Raw genomic sequence first — 20,716 nt, 5'->3', positions numbered from 1 at the left:
TAACCAGTTTACCTCCGATCCGATGAAGGTCAACGTGCAGGTCGTCCCGGCAAAAAGTCTCACGGACCTGCTCGGTCTGCCGGTTATTATTGCAATCATCCTTGTTGTGCTTGCCGCTGCAGGCTACCTAATCTACACGAAACGGTTCAAACCACAGTAATATCTTTTTTACACGGGCTCTACCGGGGAAAAGAAACGGATAAAGGTATATTTCCATGATGCCACGGGAGAAGATAACAGGTTCCGGAAAGACCGGTAACTCTCCATAAAGGACTACTATGATCGATCAGATATTCAGTACAATCGCACGGTTTGTAAACCACCGGCCCAAACTGGCGGTTGGTATCATCGGCGTAGTGTTTATCATTGCCCTTGTAGGGGTGACCATGATCACCATGGATACCAGCACCAACACGTACCTGGACAAGGATTCTGCAAGCGGCATTGCAAACAACCAGTATACCGATACGTTTTCAGCAGGATCCCTTATCCTGGTCGTCGAGACCAGCGACCCGCTGAACCCTGCCGTGCTCAACTACCTCGACCGACTGGAAGGTGATATCCGGCAGCAGCAGAACATTGCCAGTGCATCAAGCGTCGTGGATATCCTCAAATCGGAGAATAACGGTGTGCTGCCCCAGTCGAAAGGCGAGATCGATGCACTTGTCGCGCAGATGCCCGAAGCGACCAGGAAAATTGCGGTGCCCTCAAACGTTCTGACGCTTGTCCAGATCCCGATGGTGGAAGGCCTGTCTGACGATACCAAAACCGCCACCCTTAACAATATCGAGTCCCTGGTCGGTACCTCCCAGCCGCCTACCGGGGTACAGGTAACAGTCTCCGGCAGTCCCGCATTCTCCGCCCAGATGAAAACGGCGATGGGCTCCCAGATGGGGGTGCTGATCGGCGGCGCAATGATCCTAATGGTTATCGTCATGGGCCTGCTCTTTGCCTATGTCAATTACCGGTTCCTGCCGGTTGTATTCGTGGGTCTTGGCCTGACGACCGCTCTGGGCCTGATGGGGCTTGCCGGGATCAAACTCAACATGGCGGTGATGGGGGCGTTCCCGGTCATGATCGGCCTCGGGATCGATTATGCAATCCAGTTCCACGCCCGGCTTGACGAGGAGTCCCGAAAAGGGTCGCTTGACGACGCGGTCTTCATGACCATCACCCGGACCGGGCCGGCCGTGATGTACGCGATGCTTGCTACGTCGCTCGGATTCGCTGCGATGTTTGTCTCCACGGTTCCCATGATCCGGTCGTTCGGGCTTGTGGCTATGCTCGGGATTATGAGTTGCTACTGTATCTCACTTATCGGGATACCGGCACTTGCACACGTCATCCATTACAAACCGAAACCTCAGGCTCCGCAGGTCTGCTACGCAGTCGGGAAACAGGCGTGCGACACCCTCCCGGCCGCGAAGAAAAAGTCCTGGTCTTATGGCCAGTTCCTCACCGATACTTCCGTGAAAATTGCCAAAAACCCGGTCCCGGTCCTGATAGTCGCGCTCCTTATAGCCGTGATCGGGTTCCAGATCGATCCCCTCATTCCCATCGAGACGAGTGAGAATTCGTTTGTTCCGTCCGATATGCCGGCGAAGATCCAGATGGATAAAGTAACACGGATTCTCGGCGCTACGAGTACCGCGGATTTCTACGTGCAGGGTGCAAGGGTCACGGATCTCGATACAATACGGTGGATGGACAAGTTCCAGAATTACGAACTTTCAAAACACACGGAACTGACCTCATCAACCAGTATTGTCACCTACATCCTTGCCTATAACGGCGGGAAAATGCCGGCTACCCAGAGCGAACTGAATGCCGTTCTTAACACCATCCCGTCCAGCGTGAAGGACCAGTACATCAGCGGATCGCTCAAGGGAGTTATCCGGTTTGGCACGATCAAGATGGAAGTCAAGACAGAATCCGACCTGAAGACCCAGATGGAAAAGGATATCGTGTTCCTTCTCCCCCCACCGGGTATTTCCATACAGCCGGTAGGCACCTTTGATGTCTTTACGACCCTGATCGGCGGGTTATCCACATCAAAGGAGACGATGACCCTCCTCGGCTTCGGGCTGATCTTTGTGTTCCTTGCCCTCGTATACCGGCATATCCACGCGGTCTCGCCGCTTATTCCAATCGTTTTGGTCGTCGGCTGGAACGCCGTGGCGATGTACGCGATTGGGATCGCGTATACTCCCCTTACTGCCACCCTCGGGTCGATGACAATCGGCGTTGCTGCTGAATACACCATCCTCGTTATGGAACGGTATTCCGAGGAGCAGGAACGTCTCCATGACCACATCGCCGCGATTCAGGAAAGCGTCAGTAAAATCGGAACCGCAATCACCGTTTCAGGCCTCGCCACCTTCTTCGGGTTCTCGGCTCTTTGTCTCGCCAGTTTCCCCATCATCAGCAACTTTGGTACTTCGACCCTCATTGCGGTCGGGTTCTCACTCGTCGGTGCGATCTTCATCATGCCGGCGGTGCTCTCCCTCATGGGCCAGTTCACCGAGTGGCTGGAGAAGAGAAAGGACATCCGCAAAAAGACGGATACTGATGACACAGTATAAGGCACCTTAATCTAGGCCCTGTTGTCACGAGAGGAAGCCTGAGCAAAACGGTCATCTTTGGATAGCATGATATTTATGGAGCAATAACCCTCTAGAGCAAGAGCATACGCGAAATGGATCACACCACTCTTACGGTCGCACTCATCCAGATGGAGATCGGGCCGGATATGGATGAGAACCTTAAAACGGCGCTTGCACGTGTGGAGACTGCTGCACAGAACGGGGCACAGATCATCTGCCTGCCCGAACTGTTCCGGTCGCGGTACTTCCCGCAGCAGGTAGGAGGACATGTGGATCAGTTTGCCGAGAGCGTTCCCGGTGAATCAACAGAAGTATTTGCCCGACTCGCCCGGCAGTATGCAGCAGTCATCATCGTACCGGTTTTTGAACGATCCCCATCTGGAAAGTTCTACAATACGGCAGTGGTGATCGATGTCGACGGGAGCCTTCATGCACCCTATCACAAGATCCACATCCCGCAGGATCCGGGATTCTTTGAAAAAGGCTACTTCTATCCGGGTGAGCACTATTCTGTGCATACCACCCGGTACGGGCGTATCGCTGTCCTCATCTGTTATGACCAGTGGTTCCCCGAGGCGGCCCGTTGTGTGGCCCTTGACGGGGCGGAGATGATCTTCTACCCCACCGCGATTGGAAACCCCTGCACAGAGCCGCCGGGAGAGGGAGACTGGCAGGAGGCATGGGAACTGATCCAGCGCAGCCATGCAATCGCAAACAGCGTGCATGTGGCTGCGGTTAACCGGGTGGGCCAGGAAGGAGATATCCGGTTCTTTGGGGGATCGTTTATCTGCGATGCGTTTGGAAAACTGCTCGCCCATGCCGGAGAAAAGGAAGAGATTGTTGTCGCTCATATCGATGTAGGGATGAACTCCGCAGTCAGGGACTCGTGGGGATTTTTCAGGAACCGCCGGCCCGATACGTATGGTTCAGTCTGTTCACGGGTGCCGGAACATGACGCAACTGCACCTATCCCCCGCAAAGGGGATACCCCACGGAAACTTGGCTTTTTCATGCCCGCCGAGTGGGAGCCGCACGATGCCGTCTGGCTCTCATGGCCGCATAATAAAAACACCTTCCCGCACCTCAAGGAGGTTGAGGAGGGGTATATCAGATTTATTGCTGCAATCACGCCATCGGAACGTGTCGAGCTTTTTGTCCCCAACCCCATGATAAACAGGATGGTAAAGGCGAGGTTAAGAAGCGCGGATATCGACCTGTCCCGTGTCACGATACGGACAATCACCTATTCCGATGTATGGATCCGGGATTACGGCCCGACATTCGTGGTGAACCCGGCTCTCGAAAAATCTGCGATGGTCCGCTGGGATTTTAATGCGTGGGGCGGGAAATACGATGACCAGATTGCCGATGGGAATGTCCCTAAGGATATGAACCGGTGGCTTGACCTGCCCGTTTTCCGGCCGGGAATTATTCTCGAAGGCGGTTCGATTGATACCAACGGCAGGGGCACGGTACTGACCACCCGCGCCTGCCTTCTCAACCCAAACCGGAACCCGAAACTCACGCAGGATGATCTCGAAGACTATCTCAAAGAGTATCTCGGTGCGGTAAAGATCATCTGGCTGAACCGCGGTGTCACCGGCGATGATACCGATGGCCATATCGATGATATCGCACGGTTCGTTTCACCATCAACCATTGTCTGTGCGTACGAAGAAAATCCTGCTGATGAGAATTACCCGGTCCTCAAAGAGAACTACGAGATCCTGACCCGGGCTACTGATCAGGAGAACAACCCCTTCACCATCATAAAACTCCCGATGCCGGCCCCTGTTATCAGCGGGGATGAACGATACCCGGCAAGTTACACGAACTTCTATATTGGAACCACTGTGATGATCGTCCCGGTCTTTGACGACCCCCATGACGAGGATGCCATCCGAATCCTCCAGGGAATCTTCCCGGACCGGACCGTAACCGGGGTAAATGCCCGTGCGATGGTCGAGGGATACGGGACGTTCCACTGCGCAACCCAGCAGCAGCCCCGACCTTGAACATTTCTTTTTTTACCGCCTCGAATATCAGAAAATAATTATGTACTTCTTTGTACCGTGGCCCTACGAGGAGTTATCCTTATGAATAAGGCACACGGAATCTCTCACGATAGCAATGAATCTGCGTGATAGCCCGGTGGCACGTGCATTTGTCCCTGAAAAAAGGATGATGTATTACCTCTTCCTGCTGGGCTTTTTTGCCATATTCTCGACGACGATTTCCAAGAACCCGGTGCTGCCCCTCTTCTCGCAGGCCCTCGGGGCAGATGGTACCGTTATCGGTCTCATCGCGGCATTCTCCCCGCTCGCCGGCATCCTGTTCTCCTTCCCGGTCGGCGTCCTTTCCGATCATATCGGCCGTAAGCGCCTGCTCGTTGCAGCCGGCGCGGTCTTCCTCATCGCCCCGGTACTCTACCTGTTCATTACAGCGCCGGTCTGGCTCATCCCGGTCCGGTTCTTCCACGGGACGGCCACCGCTATCCTAGGGCCGGTTATTTCAGCGGTTATTGCCGAGCGGTTCCCGGAAACCAAGGGGGAGATGCTCGGGCAGTACGCTTCCGCGACGCTCATTGGCCGGACACTTGCGCCGCTTGTGGGAGGCGCCATCATCTCGTATTTCATCATGTACCCCGGACTGTTGCCGTACCGGGCGGTGTATGTTGTCGCAGCACTTGCCGCGGTACCGGTCTTTGTCATGACGCTGATGTACCGGGAGGAGCGATCCCTCCCGCTCAATACGCTCCCGTTCGCGGTCTTCCGCGAGAGTTTTGTTACCTTCTTTTCCAACCGCCGGCTCCGGGGCACGGCCTTTGTTGACATGGCGACGTACTTTGCATTCGGGGCAGTCGAGACCTTCCTTCCGCTTTACCTCTTCAGCCTCGGGATCGGGGCGTACCAGACCGGTATCATCTTTGCCGCTCAGGTCGTCGTCATCGCCGGGACAAAACCCTTCTTTGGCAGGATCGCAGACCGAGTGGACAAACGCATCCAGATCATCGCAGGGCTCACCATTACCGGCGGTGCTGTCGCCATGATCCCCTTTACTGCCACCTTTGTCCAGTTCCTTCTGGTAAGCGCCATCTTCGGGATTGGCATGTCGCTTTCCACGGTCGCCACGAGCGCCTATATTGCTGACGTCGCAAAGAAGGAGCAGATCGGTGCGTCCATGGGAGCACTCTCGTCGATCATGGATATCGGCCAGTCAGCAGGACCGCTCCTGACCGGGATTATTGTCACCACCGTCGGGTATGTCGCAGGGTTTTTTGCGAGCTGTGTGCTCGCTCTTCTGGTCTGCGCCATATTTGTCCTGTCAGTCCGCGATCCGGCGTGTCCGGGTCCAGAGAATGCAGGTCAGGCTCCGTAGAGGGTTACCGTTTAAAGGTCGTGATCACCTGACTTTTCCCGAGCGTATGACCGTCGAGCGCCCAATCGATGGATGCCCGGTCAGCACTCGGCTGGGAGATGATCATGTCAACCGCATACAGCCGGAAGATATACCGGTGGGCTTTCCCGGGCGGGGGACAGGGCGGGTAATACCCGCGTGAGTCGGCGCTGTTTGTACCGATCTGGGCCCCGTCGGACAGCACTTTCCCATCCGGCTGCCCCGGATCGATACTCCGTGTTTCCGGGGGGATGTTGTAAATGAGCCAGTGGGTAAACGTTCCCGAAGGTGCATCCGGATCATCGAGGATCAGGACAAAACTTTTTGTCCCGGACGGGACATTTGCCCAGGAGACGCCGGGCGTCCGGGACGACCCGGTGCAGGTAAATTCCAAGGGGAGCGTAGAACCGGGGGTGACCGAGTCCACCGAGAGGGTGAAATCTTCGGATGCCGTTGATACCTGCGCCGGGATCGACGTGGTTGCGGGAGCGGAGGGTGTGTCAGGAGAAGTGGTACCAGGAGCTGTGCAGCCGCAGGTCAGTACAAGAAAAACCACAAGGCAGGAACAGAGGATCCGGATGATTTTCATAAACGGGATGTCACCTGCTGAACGGATATACCTGATGACACCCCGCAGTCGTTTTTTTACTGCTGTAAGAACGCAATGATTTCCTTAATATCGGGAACGCTGTGAACCGGGTAGATCTTCACAAAGACAACCTGCTGGTTTTTGTCGATGATGATATTTGCCCGTTCGGAAAAACCGTTGGCTTCCCGGAAGATCCCGCAGGTCATGGCAGCGCTGCCATGCGGCCAGAAATCGCACAGGAGAGGCGTATGAGAGATCCCAAGACTTTCTGCCCATGCCTTCTTGCACGGGAGAGAATCGACACTTATCCCGACCGCAAGGGTATCAAGCGATGCCAGAAGTGCCCGGTTCTCCTCAAGCGACTGCATCTGGGCAGCGCAATAGGGCGTCCATGCGAGCGGGTGAAACGAGAGGATAATCCGCTTTCCCGCGTGTTCAAACAGATCAAAGGTCGTGTCGTTCTGATCCTTGAGCGAGAAATTCCGTGCTGGATCACCGGACCGGATCATGGGCTGCTGTTCCATTATACCACCTTACACTCCAAGAGTGCAGGCATCGGATATGAGCATTCGTATTACGGCGGGCCTGCCCTCACATCTTCCGGGTTTCCGGCTACGTTTATACGCTCCCACTCTCAATAACAGATATCGCAGGTATGACCGGCTAACCAATCACGCTTAAAAGGACGTGCCACCATGAAGATGCAGAGCACCCCCCAGTTTCCGCAAGATCCCCAGAATTCATCGTCCACGCAGGCAGCAGGTCCCGCCCCGCTCAACTTCTGCATTATTCTTTCCAGGGAGGGCAAAATCGATCGGCTCATCGATCGCCCGCTGGAGGAATATCTCGCGGCAATTCCTGGTGCAAGTATCGCATGGATCGATTACAGCACAAAGGACGATGCACTGGATATTGAGAAGATCGCCCAGTTTGCCGGGTTCACGAAACTCCCGATTCCCAAGCTCTCCACCGGTTTCTATTCTGCATACGAGGACTACGATACCGAACTGGGCATCATGCTTCCGTCAGTGACTATGAAAAGCGACAATATGACGGTCCACCCGCTCTTTGTCCTGATTCGCGAAAATTTTATCCTGACTCTCCATTCCGAGGATATCAACCGCCTGCTCCGGTTCTCCCGGTATGCCCAGCCGTTTTTCAAGCGCATCAGTTCCGAATGCACATGTGACAAGATCACCCTGATGCTTGAGCGGATAATCGACGAGAATAACGACCGTAACTTTGAGTATCTCAGGGAAATCGAGATGCACGGCGATGCGATCAGCAAGTCGCTTATCGAGGAGAACATCGCAAAAAGGCAGCTTGCCCACAGTATTTACCGTATGAAACACGTGCTGATCGATTACTTAAATGTGCTCTGGGCGACAAAAGACGTGGTAAACTCGCTCCAGTATGGGGATGCAGACCTGATCACAAACGACGAAAAACTTCTGGGCCGGATTGGGATCCTTTCGGACAACATCGAGCGCCATATCGAGCTCTCCGAACAGATGTCAAACGTGCTCGCCTCGGGCCTCGAAGTGATGCAGAGCATCTACAACAACCAGCTCCAGAGCCTCAACAACCGCTTTGCACTCGTGACTGCCTACCTAACCGTGCTCGGCACCGCTTTCCTGGTCCCAAACACCATCGCAACTATCGCCGGGAGCGGGATCATGGCCGGGCAGATGGCAGCACAGTGGTGGTACTTGCCGCTCCTTATCGGTTCGACGATCGCTGCGACTGCCACGTCATTCATCTGGGTCGTGCACGTCTGGAAGTCGAGGAAAGAGGAGGTTTAACCTTCTTTTTTTGGAGCTCCTCTTTTTTAATCCGCGCAAGTTCGGGTTCAAACCACGTCCCGATACACTGCCTGACGACCCCCAGACCCGCGTCGCTGTCCAGGAAGATCGCGCCGATGATCGCTTCCATGGTGTCGGCAAGGATCGTGTCTTCCCCGGATCGCCAGAGATCTTTTTCCCCGCGCCCGAGCCGGATGAACCTTTTAATCTTCATGCGCCGGCCGATTTTTGCGAGGCTGCTGTTGTCCTCCAGCTGCTCTTTTACGCTGGTGATCCCTCCTTTGCTCTGGATGCCTTTCTCCATTAAAAACAATATAAGGCTGGTCTTGGGCACCGCATCCCCGAGCGTGCTGTATGCCTCCTGAGTGAGGCAGATCCGGTTCTGCTGGATCAGTTCGTTTGCATAGGCCGGGTGGGTCAGGGCACGGATCAGGTGCTGCCGCTCAAAAAAATGGTATCCGATGATCGTCTCGATCGCACTCAGATCGTCCTTTTTTTCCATGATCTTCACTCAACCGTCAGCAGATAACCACATAAAGAGCACGGACGGGGACAGTCCCCACTTACCCGGCCGGACTAAAGGGGAAAAATCTCCGTGAGGATCTGGACACCAATCAGGATAAGGATCACACCACCGAAGATCTCGGTTTTGTTCCCGAGAATTTTTTCGAGCCGCATACCGCAGATCACACCGGCACAGGAGAGCACGAAACAGACAAGGCCAATTATAAGGGCCGGTACCAGCACAGAGGATCCCAGCACGCCAAACGATACCCCGACGGCAAGAGCGTCAATACTGGTCGCAACCGACAGCAGGAGAACCGGGATCAGGAAAAGCCCGGCAAAATGTGCCTCCTCTTCGCCTCGCACCCCGTCGTAGATCATTTTTATCCCGATACCGGCGAGCAGCAGGAATGCGATCCAGGGACCGTACGCAGATATTTCCGTGTAGAGGGATGCGCCGGCAATCCAGCCGACGATCGTCATACCGGCCTGGAAAATACCAAAACATGCGGCAATAACCAGGGCGGTCTTTACAATCTGCGAACGGGCGGATGTCCCGATAGCAAGAGAGACCGCAAAACAGTCCATCGAGAGCCCGATCCCGATAAGGATACTGGTGAGAAGATCCATGAAGTACCTTTGAATTGGGACGGGGATTCACATAAAGCCACGGGATTTCCAGACCCGGCATACCACCGGGGGATCGCTTCATCCCCGAAAAGCGATACGTGAGAAGTCAATACCGGCTTTTCCCAGGGAGGGATAAAGGGGGGGTCAGATCTCCTGGTTCTTTGCCGAGGGTACCTGTCGGAGTACCAGCGCTGCGGAGTTCATGCAGTAACGTTTTCCCGTGGGCGGGGGACCGTCATCGAAGACATGCCCGAGATGCGCCCGGCACCGGGCGCAGAGTACTTCGGTGCGTTCCATGCCACTGGATCGATCCATACTAGTGCGGATGTTGAGCGATGAGACCGGGGCAAAGAAACTCGGCCAGCCGGTGCCTGAATCAAACTTGGACTCCGATAAAAAAAGCGCCGTGCCGCAACAGGCACACCGGTAGATGCCATGCGCCTTGCAGTCATGGTATTTACCCGTGAAGGCATACTCCGTCTCCTGCTTGCGTGCGACCGCGAACACGAGCGGCGTCAGCTGTTCCTGCCACTCTGCATCGGTCTTTACTACCGGGAATACCTCTTCTACCCGGTCGGTATCCGGGTCGAAGATCGGGATGGTGCCGGTGCCACCTCCAACCTGTGCCGTTCCCTGCTTCATTTCCCTATTGATCCCCCTACCATGAGGATGGGGGCAGCGGATGATAGACTTTCTGATGCTGACACAGTATACGGCGGATTACATCCCAAAGAAACTGAGGATACGGCGTTTCGGGTCCTTATAGAAGATCCTCGCCCCGTCCTTGATATTCCTGACATCCTCGATGGTGTAGAGAATATCAGGGTATTCCTTTGAGATAATGGCAAGCAGCCGGGAGAGTTCTTTTCTCGGGACGATCATGAGGATGATGCTGACGGTCCCGGAGAAACTACCGGTGCCTTCGATCCGGGTCATGCCATAGCCGAGCGTGGAGAGCCGGGACATGATGGGCTGCGGGTCGGCGGGGGTGATGAGCCGGACGATCACAAACCCGATCGAGATAAGGTTCTCGATCGCCATGCCAAGCACCGTGCCGATACCATACCCTGCAAGGTAGGCAAAGAGGTTCCAGTACTGGGTAAGGTTCGTGAGCACGAGGCCGGTCGAGATCAGCCAGATACCGGTCTTGACAATCCCGACGTATGCGGCGAGGTTTGCATGCCCCTTACTGATATAGATCGTCCTGACCGATTCAAGGCTCGCCTCTGCGATACGGGCGATGAGGATCAGGAAGGGAATCGCTGCTGCTGCCCACACGGTGCCTATATCCATGCGTTTTCACTCCTAACCACAGTAATCGAACCGGATGGGTTGTATAATTTGCGGAATGATTTTCAGGGACATCTTGTCCTGAAAATGAGGGTACATGAGAGAGACCGGGTGCCAGCAGTTCCGATGCTGTACTATCGGACAAATACTGGTTTTTAAAACAACAGGGAAAACACGGTGTTGAACAGAGCACATATATAAGAGATCCAGAAAAACCATTTAAAAATCAGATTTCGCTAATATTTCCAAAAAATTTAAAATAACTCCAAATTCAGCATTTTCTAAAAACAAAAATTATAACTACTATGTGGATTAATTTGAATTTGTTTAATCTTATCTGCATGCAGGTGGTATAAAAATGATTTTATCTGCATCAGTCACTGACAAAATAAACCAAGCGCTTGCAACGGATGATCGGGACGTGCTTGATACTATTATTACGGATGCATCTCGTTTTAAGGGAAAACATGCACGTGCACAGATGCAACGTACCGTGAATTCAGCTATCATGGGATGTGCATGCCGGAAAAATACGCCGGAATTATTATCAGCACTTCATGTGATCCCACAGGAAGGTGCTGAAGATCTCATCTCTTTGGTTTTAAAGCAGTATATTACGACCAGAGATAGAAGATGGTTTACCGCGCTCCTCGATCTCCCGGAAAAACTAGGGAAAAAAAGTTCGCAATCTCAGATAATTGCTGTTATCGCACAGATGCTCATCACCACGGGCATCTCTCTATCGGATCCAACATATATCGAACAGGGATTAACAGTACTGAATAAAATTACATTCAGGAAATACCGGTCGGACTCCATTATCGAATGCATCCCCGAAATTACCCGATGGACGGTTATAAGTGGCAATATTACGGTCCTGTATCACGCACGAGATCTCATCGGAGAAATTAACGACGTATCAAAACGTGCAGTACTGCATGCGGAAATAGCACAGGCTCTCGCCACTATTGCTATCCACAAAAAAGACAGGGACCATTTTCTGGAAAGTATTCAACTTGCAGCAACCATTCACCAGAAACTCCGCAGGAATGTGTGCCTTACCAATATCATTAATGCTGGTGTAAAATCTGCATTTAGAAAAGAGTTGCTGGAGACCAGCACGTTTATACTCAATTTTGAATCTCTGCCTGATGAGATACAGATAGATCTGGTAAGTGCCCTGACCAGACAACTTCTTGATCATGCAAAAAACAAGGATATAATCAACGATAACCTGAATTTTCTCTGCAAAAAACTGCCATTTGCAAGCGAACTTGTCGTACAGAATCTCCTTCTTAAGGCAGATAGATCCGGTGACATGTGGTACCTTTCAAATGCAATTAACTTTCTCCGGTACCTGCCATCCAAAGAGAAATATCCGGTCAGGGAAATCGTTCGTTCAGGGATCACCATTGCCCGAAATTCTCATTCCACCCAGGTTCTTGTGAATCTGATACCCTTTATTGAACAAACGTGTAACCCGGACGATACCACCTGGATTTATCTCCAGTTTTCACAAAGCATGTTACTTTCAGGTGATTTTGACAATGCATCAAAATTATTTGTACAAATAGCATTGCCCGCAGAAAATTTACCGCAGTACCGCAATTGCCTGGCAAAATTAATTGAAGAGGGCGTTTTTCATGATCAACAATCCTCCAAATTTGAAGAGATTCTCAAAAAATCAGACTCTTCAGTTTCTTCTGAAGTAATATCTCAGGCGGTTCACCAGATAAGTCACGTTACACAGTTTAGGGATATTGTAAAACATGGCAATTCATTAAAGCAGGTCCTGACTCTGCATTCAGGGTATGATACCCTCATTTTCGATACTATATCAATTCTGATAAACCGGGGATTTCTTGATTCGTGGGATTCTTCGATTCTGGTGGACTTTGCAAAATCAATTCAGAATCCATCCATCAGGGAACAGGCAATTTCAACAGTGGTCATGAAACTTGCAGAAATCGGAGTCCGAACCGGAAACCGTGATCTTCTCCAGCAATCGGTAGGTATTACCTGTCTTATTGAGGGACAGACAACCCGATCTGCGACGCTGAGCAGCATTATTGACGACGCTGCCCATCTTGCTGCATCAGAAGGAGACCTCGATCTTCTTTTACGGATGCGAATATGGGGCAGTTCCCTGCAGGATCCCGGCCTTGTGGCCTATGCGATGACAAATATCATTGAGGGAGTGATAAAATATGCAACCGGTAAACAAGTTCCGGAAGCACTTGATGAAGCATACCGGATTGCACAGGATATCGAAGACCCCTCATTACGGATGCAGTTATGCGAGCGCATTGCAGAGTCGTTTGTCAGGATCGGGTGTGATCTTATACAAGATACCTCCTCACAGAATAGCCGGTTGAATAAAAGCACTCCGTTAAAGCCCTTTGAGAGAGGGTTGAAGTTATTAAAAGCAGAAATTAAAAATCCCCAGGTATCTTTGAAAATTGCCGGAATGATAGACATCATTCTTCTTTCCTCAAAAAAGAGCACCAGTACGGATTACATCCTGCCTTTGGCATTATATTCTATCGAGATAGAGGACCCCATGGAACGCAATGCCATGATGTCCCGTATTGTTGCAAACCTCAATGAGGATCTCATCCATCCGGACTCTGCAGATCCCTATGAAGTACTGGCGTATATCCTCCAGAAGCACTACCACGCACAATCAGCACCGGAAATCATTGATCTGGTTCACCACCTCCTTGACATGACACGCGATCCATTCGTGCGACTTAAAGATCTATGTACGCTTGCTGATTCGGCAATTAGGATACATGATGTGACACGTGCCCATACAATCTTGGATGAGGTTTTTTCAAACGTTCCAAAACTACCCGCAGAATACCAGAAGATACTGGTCATGGCAGATTTGACCATCGGATATCAACAGATCGACCCGGAAAAAGCACAACAAAGTCTTCTGGATGGGCTGAAACGGCTGCATAGCGTCGAGTCTGACCAAAATGCGGTTGTACGCCGACAGATCGTATTTGCCATTGTCAGTATGAAGGACATCCTGCCGGAGGACACGCGGATAAATCTTGTCCTGGAGGTTATCGCAGAAGTATCGGATCCCATAGAATATGTCAAAGCACTTGTTTCTGCGTACTCCCTCGTGCGTGAAGACAAAGAACGGTGTAAAACTGCCCTACTCCACATTTTTGAGGCAATTGAAAAAATTGAGTCCCCCTACGATCAGGCACTGCTCATTTTGGAGGTAGTACCACTTGCGGTACAGGATTGTGATGAGGATATGCCTCTGCGCATGTTAAAAAAAGCAGAAACGCTGTCAATGACCATAAACATTCAGCATATTGCTGATACCATCCGTGATGAAATTGCGAGGGTACTATCAGATCTCTCCAGAAGTCAGGAAAAATCACAGTACCTGAAAAAATCTGCAGAAATCCTCACTCTGATCGAGGATGATGAACTACGTCAGTATCGCTTGTCCCAGATAGGCTATAATGATGCACCTGAAAAGAGCACTCCCTATGCAAAAATCACTGCATTCTCGACGAGGATTATCCAGGAGGGATGCCAGCCAGGTCAGATCCTGGCACTTGAACGGACGGTTCGTTCCGTGACCGAACGAGGGAAACGGGCATTTTTGTTCTGCAGGCTTTCCATCCTTTTCCGGGACAATGGTGATATCAAAACCGCAAAACGGATGTTAAACAATGCAATAAAAGAATCAGGAATCATCCGGCCCCTTTCAAAACGGGCATATGTACGGTGCGACATGGCAATGAAGATGTATGCTGCAGGCTATGAGAACATTGCTCAGGATATTCTTGATAATGCGATAGATGCAGCAACAAATATCCGGCAATCCACCCTTCGGGAGGATGTCTTCAATGAACTGGGACTGGCAATCAAAGTTATGCAGGGGCTGCCAGAGTGAAAACCCTTGAGATCATAATCACAGGTAAAGTACAGAAAGTGGGGTTCCGTGCCTGTGCGAGAAAGATCGCTATGGATTTAAACGTCGCCGGTACTGTCATGAACCTTGCTGACGGTAAAGTGCAGATCTTTGCAACTGCCGATCCGATAATTCTTGAAAAATTCATTTCGATGCTCTATGGTTGTCCACGGGCGATTATACGCGATGTAAAAACGACGGAAATTATGGTACGCTCTTATGATGAATTCTCGATCGTCAAAAACAATGGGAGAATCAGTACATCACTGTAAAGTCTTCCAGTTTTTGTATCGCTTTTAAAAAATTATTTACCTGACGGTCGATCTTCTTATTATCAATGGACTTTTTGAAAGCGCAGATCAGTTGTTTTACAAGCGTATCTGAAAGCATGCACCGTGTGGGGGTCTGCTCAAAGTCATCCGGTTTAAGGGAGTCCCGAGCAATACTGCACACAACGGGATCGATCATTTCGGCCTTGAACGATCCTATAAGATCCTGTACAAGTGCGCCTTGTCCCTCGTGCAGGAGACCGAGATCGGGATCCAGCCGGGCACCGATTACCGAAACACAGCAATTCCCATAGAGCATTGCATAGCCAAATGAAAGCATGGCATTGATTGGATCGCACTGTGGTCGGACAGTACGCCTCTTAAAATTGAAACAATCCGGAACATCCCGTGAAAGTATTTCATAGTACATATCGGTGGTCAGGTTTGACAAACGACGAATTTCATCCAGTTTTACCAGGTAATCCATTTCATCGAGGGCATTGTGCAGAACCTGCAGTTCCCCGTCATATAAAAGATCTGCGCTCCGAAGATCCTGAAGTCGTTCAATTACAATAAGACGGGATCGAAGGGAGGCCTGTGCAATCTTTGTTGCATATCGATGACGAGGTAAGTCTTCCTGAAGGTGTTGAATTTCCTTATCATTGCAATTCACGGAGGGCCGGATGATCCCGAGGGGAGTACCATCGGGTTCAAAAAATGAGATATATGACCCATTTTTTAACAGGTGGGAAATTGTCGTCGTGTTCAGTGTATGACCTCCCACGATGAGAAGATTCTGGACTTCCAGAAGAGGGTACTCTTCGACAATTCCTTTATTGAGGATGAGTAATTTTTTTTGTGTGGACTTGATATGGGCGCCAAACCCATACACTGCCAACCAAGGGATTGCACTTGACATAAAAGCCCACATGAAAACGCTTGATTTAATCTAATTAGTGCCATTTTCCTCTTGATTAAAGCATCGTTTTTGCTAGTGATTCCTCGATATTAAAAAAGATTACACCACCTGTCGCCTCATGTACACTTTTAAACGTGCGAGAGACGAACGATGAAATATAAACGATCTGATGTGCCATATATACAATGTCATGCAATAGCATAACAGATGATGCGGATGTTCTGGGACAAAAAAATAGAAACTCTGAATCCTGCTGACCTCCAGGCTCTTCAGCTGAAGCGTCTTAAAAAAACTCTCCGTTCGGTACAATCTGTCGAATTTTACCGGAAGCAGTTTGACAATGCCGGAGTAGCGGCATCCGATGTCAAAACGCTTGATGATATCCAAAAATTTCCCTTCACGAAAAAACAGGACCTCCGTGATGGGTATCCTTTTGGATTTTTTGCAGTCCCGATGCGAAAAATTGTGCGAATCCACACAACCTCCGGCACGACGGGAAAACCTACTGTTGTGGGGTATACCCGTAAAGATCTGGATACGTGGGCTAATCTTATTGCCCGCAATATGACCATGATCGGGATTGGAAAGGATGATGTCTTCCAGTATATGGTCAATTATGGAATGTTCACCGGGGGCCTGGGATTCCATTATGGGGCAGAAAAAATTGGAATGACCGTGATCCCGAGCGCGACGGGAAACACCCGGCGCCAGATCGAAATGATCCGCGATTTTGGGGTTACAACCATCCACTGTACACCGAGTTATGCGATGCATCTTTCAGAAGTTGCCGAAGAGATGGGTGAAACCCTTGAAAGTCTGAAAACCGGTATCTTCGGCGCTGAACCCTGGTCAGATAATATGCGACATACCCTTGAAAACCGGCTCGGCGTTACAGCATATGACTCATACGGTATGAGTGAACTTTTCGGCCCGGGGGTCGCATTCGAATGCCCCGAACGGGATGGCCTCCATATCTGGCACGACAGTTACCTTGTTGAAATTATCAACCCGAAAACCGGAGAACGCCTTTCCGATGGAGAGCGGGGGGAACTGGTTGTGACGCCCCTCGTCAAGGAGGCCATGCCCCTCATCCGCTACCGGACGGGTGATATCACCATGCTCATGGAAGAGGGTTGTCTCTGTGGCAGAGGGAAAAAAATCATGCGGCTGAGCGGAAGAAGCGACGATATGCTGATTATCCGGGGTATCAATGTCTTTCCCTCCCAGATTGAACATGTGCTCCTCAGGATACCGGAAGTAGGCAATCAATTTATGGTATATATTGACAGAATCAATCATCTGGATGAGATGACCGTGGAAGTTGAGATCAACAGGAGCCATTTCAGCGGGGAACTTGCAGATCTTGCGAAGATCCAGAAAAAAGTCGTAAAAGAACTGCACGATACCCTTGAACTACGGACAACCGTGAAACTGGTTGAACCGGGTTCACTACCCCGGTTTGAAGGGAAAGCCAAACGGGTTATAGACAGACGGGGGGACATCTGATGCAGTTCTGGGATCCGAGAATTGAGGAGATGCCAAAGGTGGATCTCCAGAAGATGCAGTATAAATTATTAAAAAGTCTCGTTTGCCGGCTTTACAGTTTCTCTCCCTTTTATCATGACCGGATGAAAGCGCAGAAGGTCCATCCGGATGATATCCGAGAGTTATCCGATGTTAAAAAACTCCCGTTTATGTTCAAGCAGGATCTCCGGGACAGTTACCCTAACAAGATCTTCACGGCAACCCAGGAAGAGCTTGTCCGTTACCATGTGTCCTCCGGGACAACAGGGAAACCTACGGTCGTTGGTTATACCCAGAAGGATATCGACAACTGGAGCACGTCAATTGCCCGGGGTCTTACTGCAATCGGGTTGGGCAGGGGAGATGTCGTTCAGGTCAGTTACGGGTACGGCTTGTTTACCGGGGGCCTTGGTATGCACTACGGGGCAGAGCGTATCGGTGCAACTGTGCTCCCCACTAGTGTCGGAAATACCGAGCGCCAGATTGAGTTAATGCAGGATCTCGAGGTAACAGCTATTGCCTGCACTCCCTCATACCTCCTTCATATCGGGGAAGTTGCAGAAAAAATGGGGATAGATATCAAGAAGGATACCCATCTCAAAGCCGGAATTCTCGGAGCAGAGCCTTGGACCGAAAATATGCGTACCAGGATTGAAAACTGGCTGGGCATCAAGGCATACGACATCTATGGGACGAGCGAACTCTCCGGACCGATGTTTACCGAATGTGCAGAGCAAAATGGGTTCCATGTCTGGTCCGATATTGCTCTCGTAGAGGTTATCGATCCCAAGACCGGAGAACAACTCGAATCCGGTGAGAAAGGAGAACTAACCATTACAATGCTCCAGAAAGAGGCACTCCCGATGATCCGTTACCGTATCGGAGATATATCTTCGATAGACGAGGAGGTCTGCCCCTGCGGCCGGACGAGCCCGCGGATCAAACGGATCCAGGGTCGAGTAGATGATATGCTGATCATCAGGGGCATCAATGTCTTCCCCTCTCAGGTAGAATACACCTTAATGTCAATTCCCGAGGTCGGCCAGCATTTCCAGATTGTTGTCGAACGAAAGGGAGCACTTGACGATATGCTCGTAAGAGTGGAATTGACCAAGGGATCATTCAGTGACAAGATCAATGACCTGATGCATATCCGAAAGACTGTAGAACACCGGCTCAGAAATGCGCTGAATGTCGCCGTGGACGTCGAACTTGTGGAGCCGGGATCATTACCAAGATTTGAAGGTAAATCCAAGAAAGTGATCGACAAGAGGTCGTTATAACATGGACACGAAAAAGTATGTCATTCAACAGATCTCGATCTTCTCGGAAAACCGACCGGGAAGACTGGCATCGGTTGCCCATGCGCTGGGTGAAGAGAAGATCAATATCCTTGCATTCAGCATTGCCGAAGCAAGCGGGTTTGGCGTTATCCGGGCACTGGTAGATCAGCCGGAAAAAGCCTATAAAAAACTATCCTCGCTGGGATACAATGTTGCATTTACCGATGTTATCGCAGTGCAGATGAAAGATCAGCCCGGAGGACTCTTTGAGATCGCAAAAGTTCTGGGGGATGCCGGTATCAATATCGAATATTCCTATGCATATTCTGGGAAAAAGGCAGCGGTACTCATCATCCGTGTCGATCAGGTGGATGATGCAATCAAGAAAATTCTGTCATCAGGTGCAACACTTCTGGAGCATACAGTCTTTCACTAAACCTCTACCCACTTACTTTTTTTCCCATTTGATCAGTTCAGAGACCTCGGACAGGGTGCTGCCCCTCCGGATCTCCTCGCGGATCCTTGCTTCGGTTTTTTTGACTTCAAGCGCCCTGCGTGCAACTTCATAGGCCCGTTCACGAGGGATCACGACAACCCCGCTTTCATCACCGACAACCCAGTCTCTCGGGTGAATATACTGGCCGCAGCATATGATCTCGGCGTTGATCTCCCCCATGCCCTTTGGCTCGCCCGCGTTCGGGACGATGGCCCGGGCAAAGAGGGGAAACTTCATCGCACGGATGTCATCAATGTCACGCACGGCGCCATCGATTACGACACCGGCAATCCCTTTTTTCATGCAGCTTAATGTCGCAAGTTCTCCCCATGGGGCCACATTGATGCCACCATCGTTATTGATCACAAGGACGTCCCCGGTTTTTGCTACCTCAATGGCTTCCACGGGTTTTGCCCAGTCTCCGGCAAAGGTCTGTACGGTTACGGCCTTTCCCGCCATTTTTACATTCCCGCAGACAGAGACCAGTCCCGGAAGTGCACCCTTCCGGTGCATCGCATCGCTGATGTTTGGTGTAGAGACCTGCATAAAAAGCGAATGTATCTCTTCATCCAGACTCTTTTTTTCCGGGGCCTGAATTGAGGGGGAATCAATGGACTGACGGATCAACCGGGTCGATCCCGTAACATCGGCAGAGCGGGCAATCCATCCCCCGACAATCACGATATCTGCACCATGCTTAACGGCCTCTCCTGCGGTTGCAGCGTCAAGTCCACCGGCAACGGCTACCGGAATATGACTTACTCCCTGTATATCTTTTAAAAGATCCAGGGAATTCTTTCCGATCATCTGTTGATCGATGCCGACGTGAGCACCAATAATATCTACACCCAGAGATTCTAGGACGCGGGTACGGTCTACGGGATTTTTGACATTAATGAGATCTGCCATAAGTCTGGTCCCGTATAGCCGGCTCGCCCGCACAGCTTCTTTAATTACGGTATCATCTGCATCGGCAAGAATACAAACAATACTGGCACCGGCTTTTGCAGCCATCTCAACTTCCATTGTTCCGGTATCTGCAATTTTCATATCTGCCACGATGACAGCATTGGGGAACTGCTCGCGTAAGGTACGGATAGCCTGCATTCCCTCGCTCTTGATAAGCGGTGTGCCGGCTTCAATCCAGTCCGCTCCACCGGCGAGTGCTTCTTTGGCGATTTGCACGGCCCGGTTGAGTTCGAGAAGGTCCAGTGCAACCTGCAGGACAACCTTTGTCATAAATACAGATGGGTTGTGGGGGATGCTTAAGGATTGCGAGACCTCGGTAATCCTCTTGATTTTTCTCCATGAACATGCCAGGATTTTAACGGGACTTCCTGAAGTGATCCCAGGCTCATGAGGGGAAGGGATCTCGTTTTTTTTAACCTGAAAATAGAAAAGCGCTTGACCTTAAAACCAGCGCGATATCCTGTGAGCAACAAACAAAAAAAGGTCTGGCAAAATGGGGTTT

The 20,716-nt window shown here is 51.0% G+C and carries 17 protein-coding genes; 9 read left to right on the top strand and 8 right to left on the bottom strand.

The window, feature by feature from the left end:
• The first annotated feature begins 278 nt into the window (after nt 1-278).
• The 3 genes from WCX19_RS07535 to WCX19_RS07525 all read left to right on the top strand — a co-directional run bounded on the left by WCX19_RS07535 (nt 279) and on the right by WCX19_RS07525 (nt 5,981).
• Nucleotides 279-2,582, top strand: a complete 2,304-nt coding sequence (locus WCX19_RS07535; protein ID WP_373006739.1) for an RND family transporter — start codon at nt 279-281, stop codon at nt 2,580-2,582.
• A gap of 113 nt (nt 2,583-2,695) precedes the next feature.
• Nucleotides 2,696-4,618 carry an agmatine deiminase family protein gene (locus tag WCX19_RS07530; protein ID WP_373006737.1) on the top strand — a complete coding sequence of 641 codons (1,923 nt, stop codon included), beginning with the start codon at nt 2,696-2,698 and terminating at the stop codon, nt 4,616-4,618.
• 115 nt (nt 4,619-4,733) lie between these two features.
• Nucleotides 4,734-5,981 (top strand): MFS transporter, encoded by a 1,248-nt coding sequence (locus WCX19_RS07525; RefSeq protein WP_373006735.1) that lies wholly within the window; start codon nt 4,734-4,736, stop codon nt 5,979-5,981.
• Between the two features lie 4 nt (nt 5,982-5,985).
• Here WCX19_RS07525 and WCX19_RS07520 read toward each other — a convergent pair whose 3' ends face one another.
• Both WCX19_RS07520 and WCX19_RS07515 read right to left on the bottom strand, forming a co-directional pair.
• Nucleotides 5,986-6,588: a YbhB/YbcL family Raf kinase inhibitor-like protein gene (locus WCX19_RS07520; protein WP_373006733.1), complete on the bottom strand. Its 603-nt coding sequence runs from the start codon at nt 6,586-6,588 to the stop codon at nt 5,986-5,988.
• Between the two features lie 56 nt (nt 6,589-6,644).
• Nucleotides 6,645-7,112 carry a redoxin domain-containing protein gene (locus tag WCX19_RS07515; protein WP_373006731.1) on the bottom strand — a complete coding sequence of 156 codons (468 nt, stop codon included), beginning with the start codon at nt 7,110-7,112 and terminating at the stop codon, nt 6,645-6,647.
• 171 nt (nt 7,113-7,283) lie between these two features.
• On the opposite strand from WCX19_RS07515, the gene WCX19_RS07510 reads away from it, so the two are divergent.
• Nucleotides 7,284-8,390, top strand: a complete 1,107-nt coding sequence (locus WCX19_RS07510; RefSeq protein ID WP_373006729.1) for a CorA family divalent cation transporter — start codon at nt 7,284-7,286, stop codon at nt 8,388-8,390.
• On the opposite strand, the gene WCX19_RS07505 is transcribed toward WCX19_RS07510, so the two are convergent.
• The 4 genes from WCX19_RS07505 to WCX19_RS07490 all read right to left on the bottom strand — a co-directional run bounded on the left by WCX19_RS07505 (nt 8,344) and on the right by WCX19_RS07490 (nt 10,817).
• Complete coding sequence (locus WCX19_RS07505) at nt 8,344-8,892, bottom strand: ribonuclease III domain-containing protein (protein ID WP_373006727.1); 549 nt, start codon at nt 8,890-8,892, stop codon at nt 8,344-8,346. The genes WCX19_RS07510 and WCX19_RS07505 overlap by 47 nt on opposite strands.
• 74 nt (nt 8,893-8,966) lie before the next feature.
• Complete coding sequence (locus WCX19_RS07500) at nt 8,967-9,524, bottom strand: manganese efflux pump MntP family protein (protein ID WP_373006725.1); 558 nt, start codon at nt 9,522-9,524, stop codon at nt 8,967-8,969.
• A gap of 144 nt (nt 9,525-9,668) precedes the next feature.
• Complete coding sequence (gene msrB / locus WCX19_RS07495) at nt 9,669-10,166, bottom strand: peptide-methionine (R)-S-oxide reductase MsrB (protein WP_373006723.1); 498 nt, start codon at nt 10,164-10,166, stop codon at nt 9,669-9,671.
• Between the two features lie 78 nt (nt 10,167-10,244).
• A complete protein-coding gene (locus WCX19_RS07490) occupies nt 10,245-10,817 on the bottom strand; it encodes a DUF2179 domain-containing protein (protein ID WP_373006721.1) in 573 nt (190 codons plus the stop codon).
• 355 nt (nt 10,818-11,172) lie between these two features.
• On the opposite strand from WCX19_RS07490, the gene WCX19_RS07485 reads away from it, so the two are divergent.
• Nucleotides 11,173-14,736, top strand: coding sequence for a hypothetical protein (locus WCX19_RS07485; protein WP_373006719.1), 3,564 nt, complete (start codon nt 11,173-11,175; stop codon nt 14,734-14,736).
• Complete coding sequence (locus tag WCX19_RS07480) at nt 14,733-15,026, top strand: acylphosphatase (RefSeq protein WP_373006717.1); 294 nt, start codon at nt 14,733-14,735, stop codon at nt 15,024-15,026. The genes WCX19_RS07485 and WCX19_RS07480 overlap by 4 nt, the downstream gene beginning before the upstream one ends.
• Here the strand turns inward: WCX19_RS07480 and cas1 are convergent.
• Nucleotides 15,010-15,942, bottom strand: a complete 933-nt coding sequence (gene cas1 / locus WCX19_RS07475; RefSeq protein WP_373006715.1) for a CRISPR-associated endonuclease Cas1 — start codon at nt 15,940-15,942, stop codon at nt 15,010-15,012. The two genes, WCX19_RS07480 and cas1, sit on opposite strands and share 17 nt — an antisense overlap.
• Nucleotides 15,943-16,158: 216 nt before the next feature.
• Here cas1 and WCX19_RS07470 point away from each other — a divergent pair, with 216 nt between their 5' ends.
• The 3 genes from WCX19_RS07470 to WCX19_RS07460 are packed head-to-tail and all read left to right on the top strand — an operon-like array spanning nt 16,159 to nt 19,185.
• Nucleotides 16,159-17,448, top strand: a complete 1,290-nt coding sequence (locus tag WCX19_RS07470; RefSeq protein WP_373006745.1) for a phenylacetate--CoA ligase family protein — start codon at nt 16,159-16,161, stop codon at nt 17,446-17,448.
• Entirely contained in the window at nt 17,448-18,749 is a 1,302-nt protein-coding gene (locus tag WCX19_RS07465) for a phenylacetate--CoA ligase family protein (protein WP_373006713.1), read from the top strand. Before WCX19_RS07470 ends, WCX19_RS07465 begins: the two co-directional genes overlap by 1 nt.
• Nucleotide 18,750: 1 nt before the next feature.
• The gene (locus WCX19_RS07460) at nt 18,751-19,185 is read left to right on the top strand and encodes an ACT domain-containing protein (RefSeq protein ID WP_373006711.1); all 435 of its coding nucleotides are present in this window, start codon (nt 18,751-18,753) and stop codon (nt 19,183-19,185) included.
• Between the two features lie 12 nt (nt 19,186-19,197).
• On the opposite strand, the gene WCX19_RS07455 is transcribed toward WCX19_RS07460, so the two are convergent.
• Nucleotides 19,198-20,484: a bifunctional hexulose-6-phosphate synthase/ribonuclease regulator gene (locus WCX19_RS07455; RefSeq protein WP_373006709.1), complete on the bottom strand. Its 1,287-nt coding sequence runs from the start codon at nt 20,482-20,484 to the stop codon at nt 19,198-19,200.
• Nucleotides 20,485-20,716 lie beyond the last annotated feature (232 nt).

It is taken from the genome of Methanoregula sp., from assembly GCF_041663825.1.
Lineage (GTDB): Archaea > Halobacteriota > Methanomicrobia > Methanomicrobiales > Methanospirillaceae > Methanoregula.
This window is presented reverse-complemented; position numbering and strand designations above follow the sequence as displayed.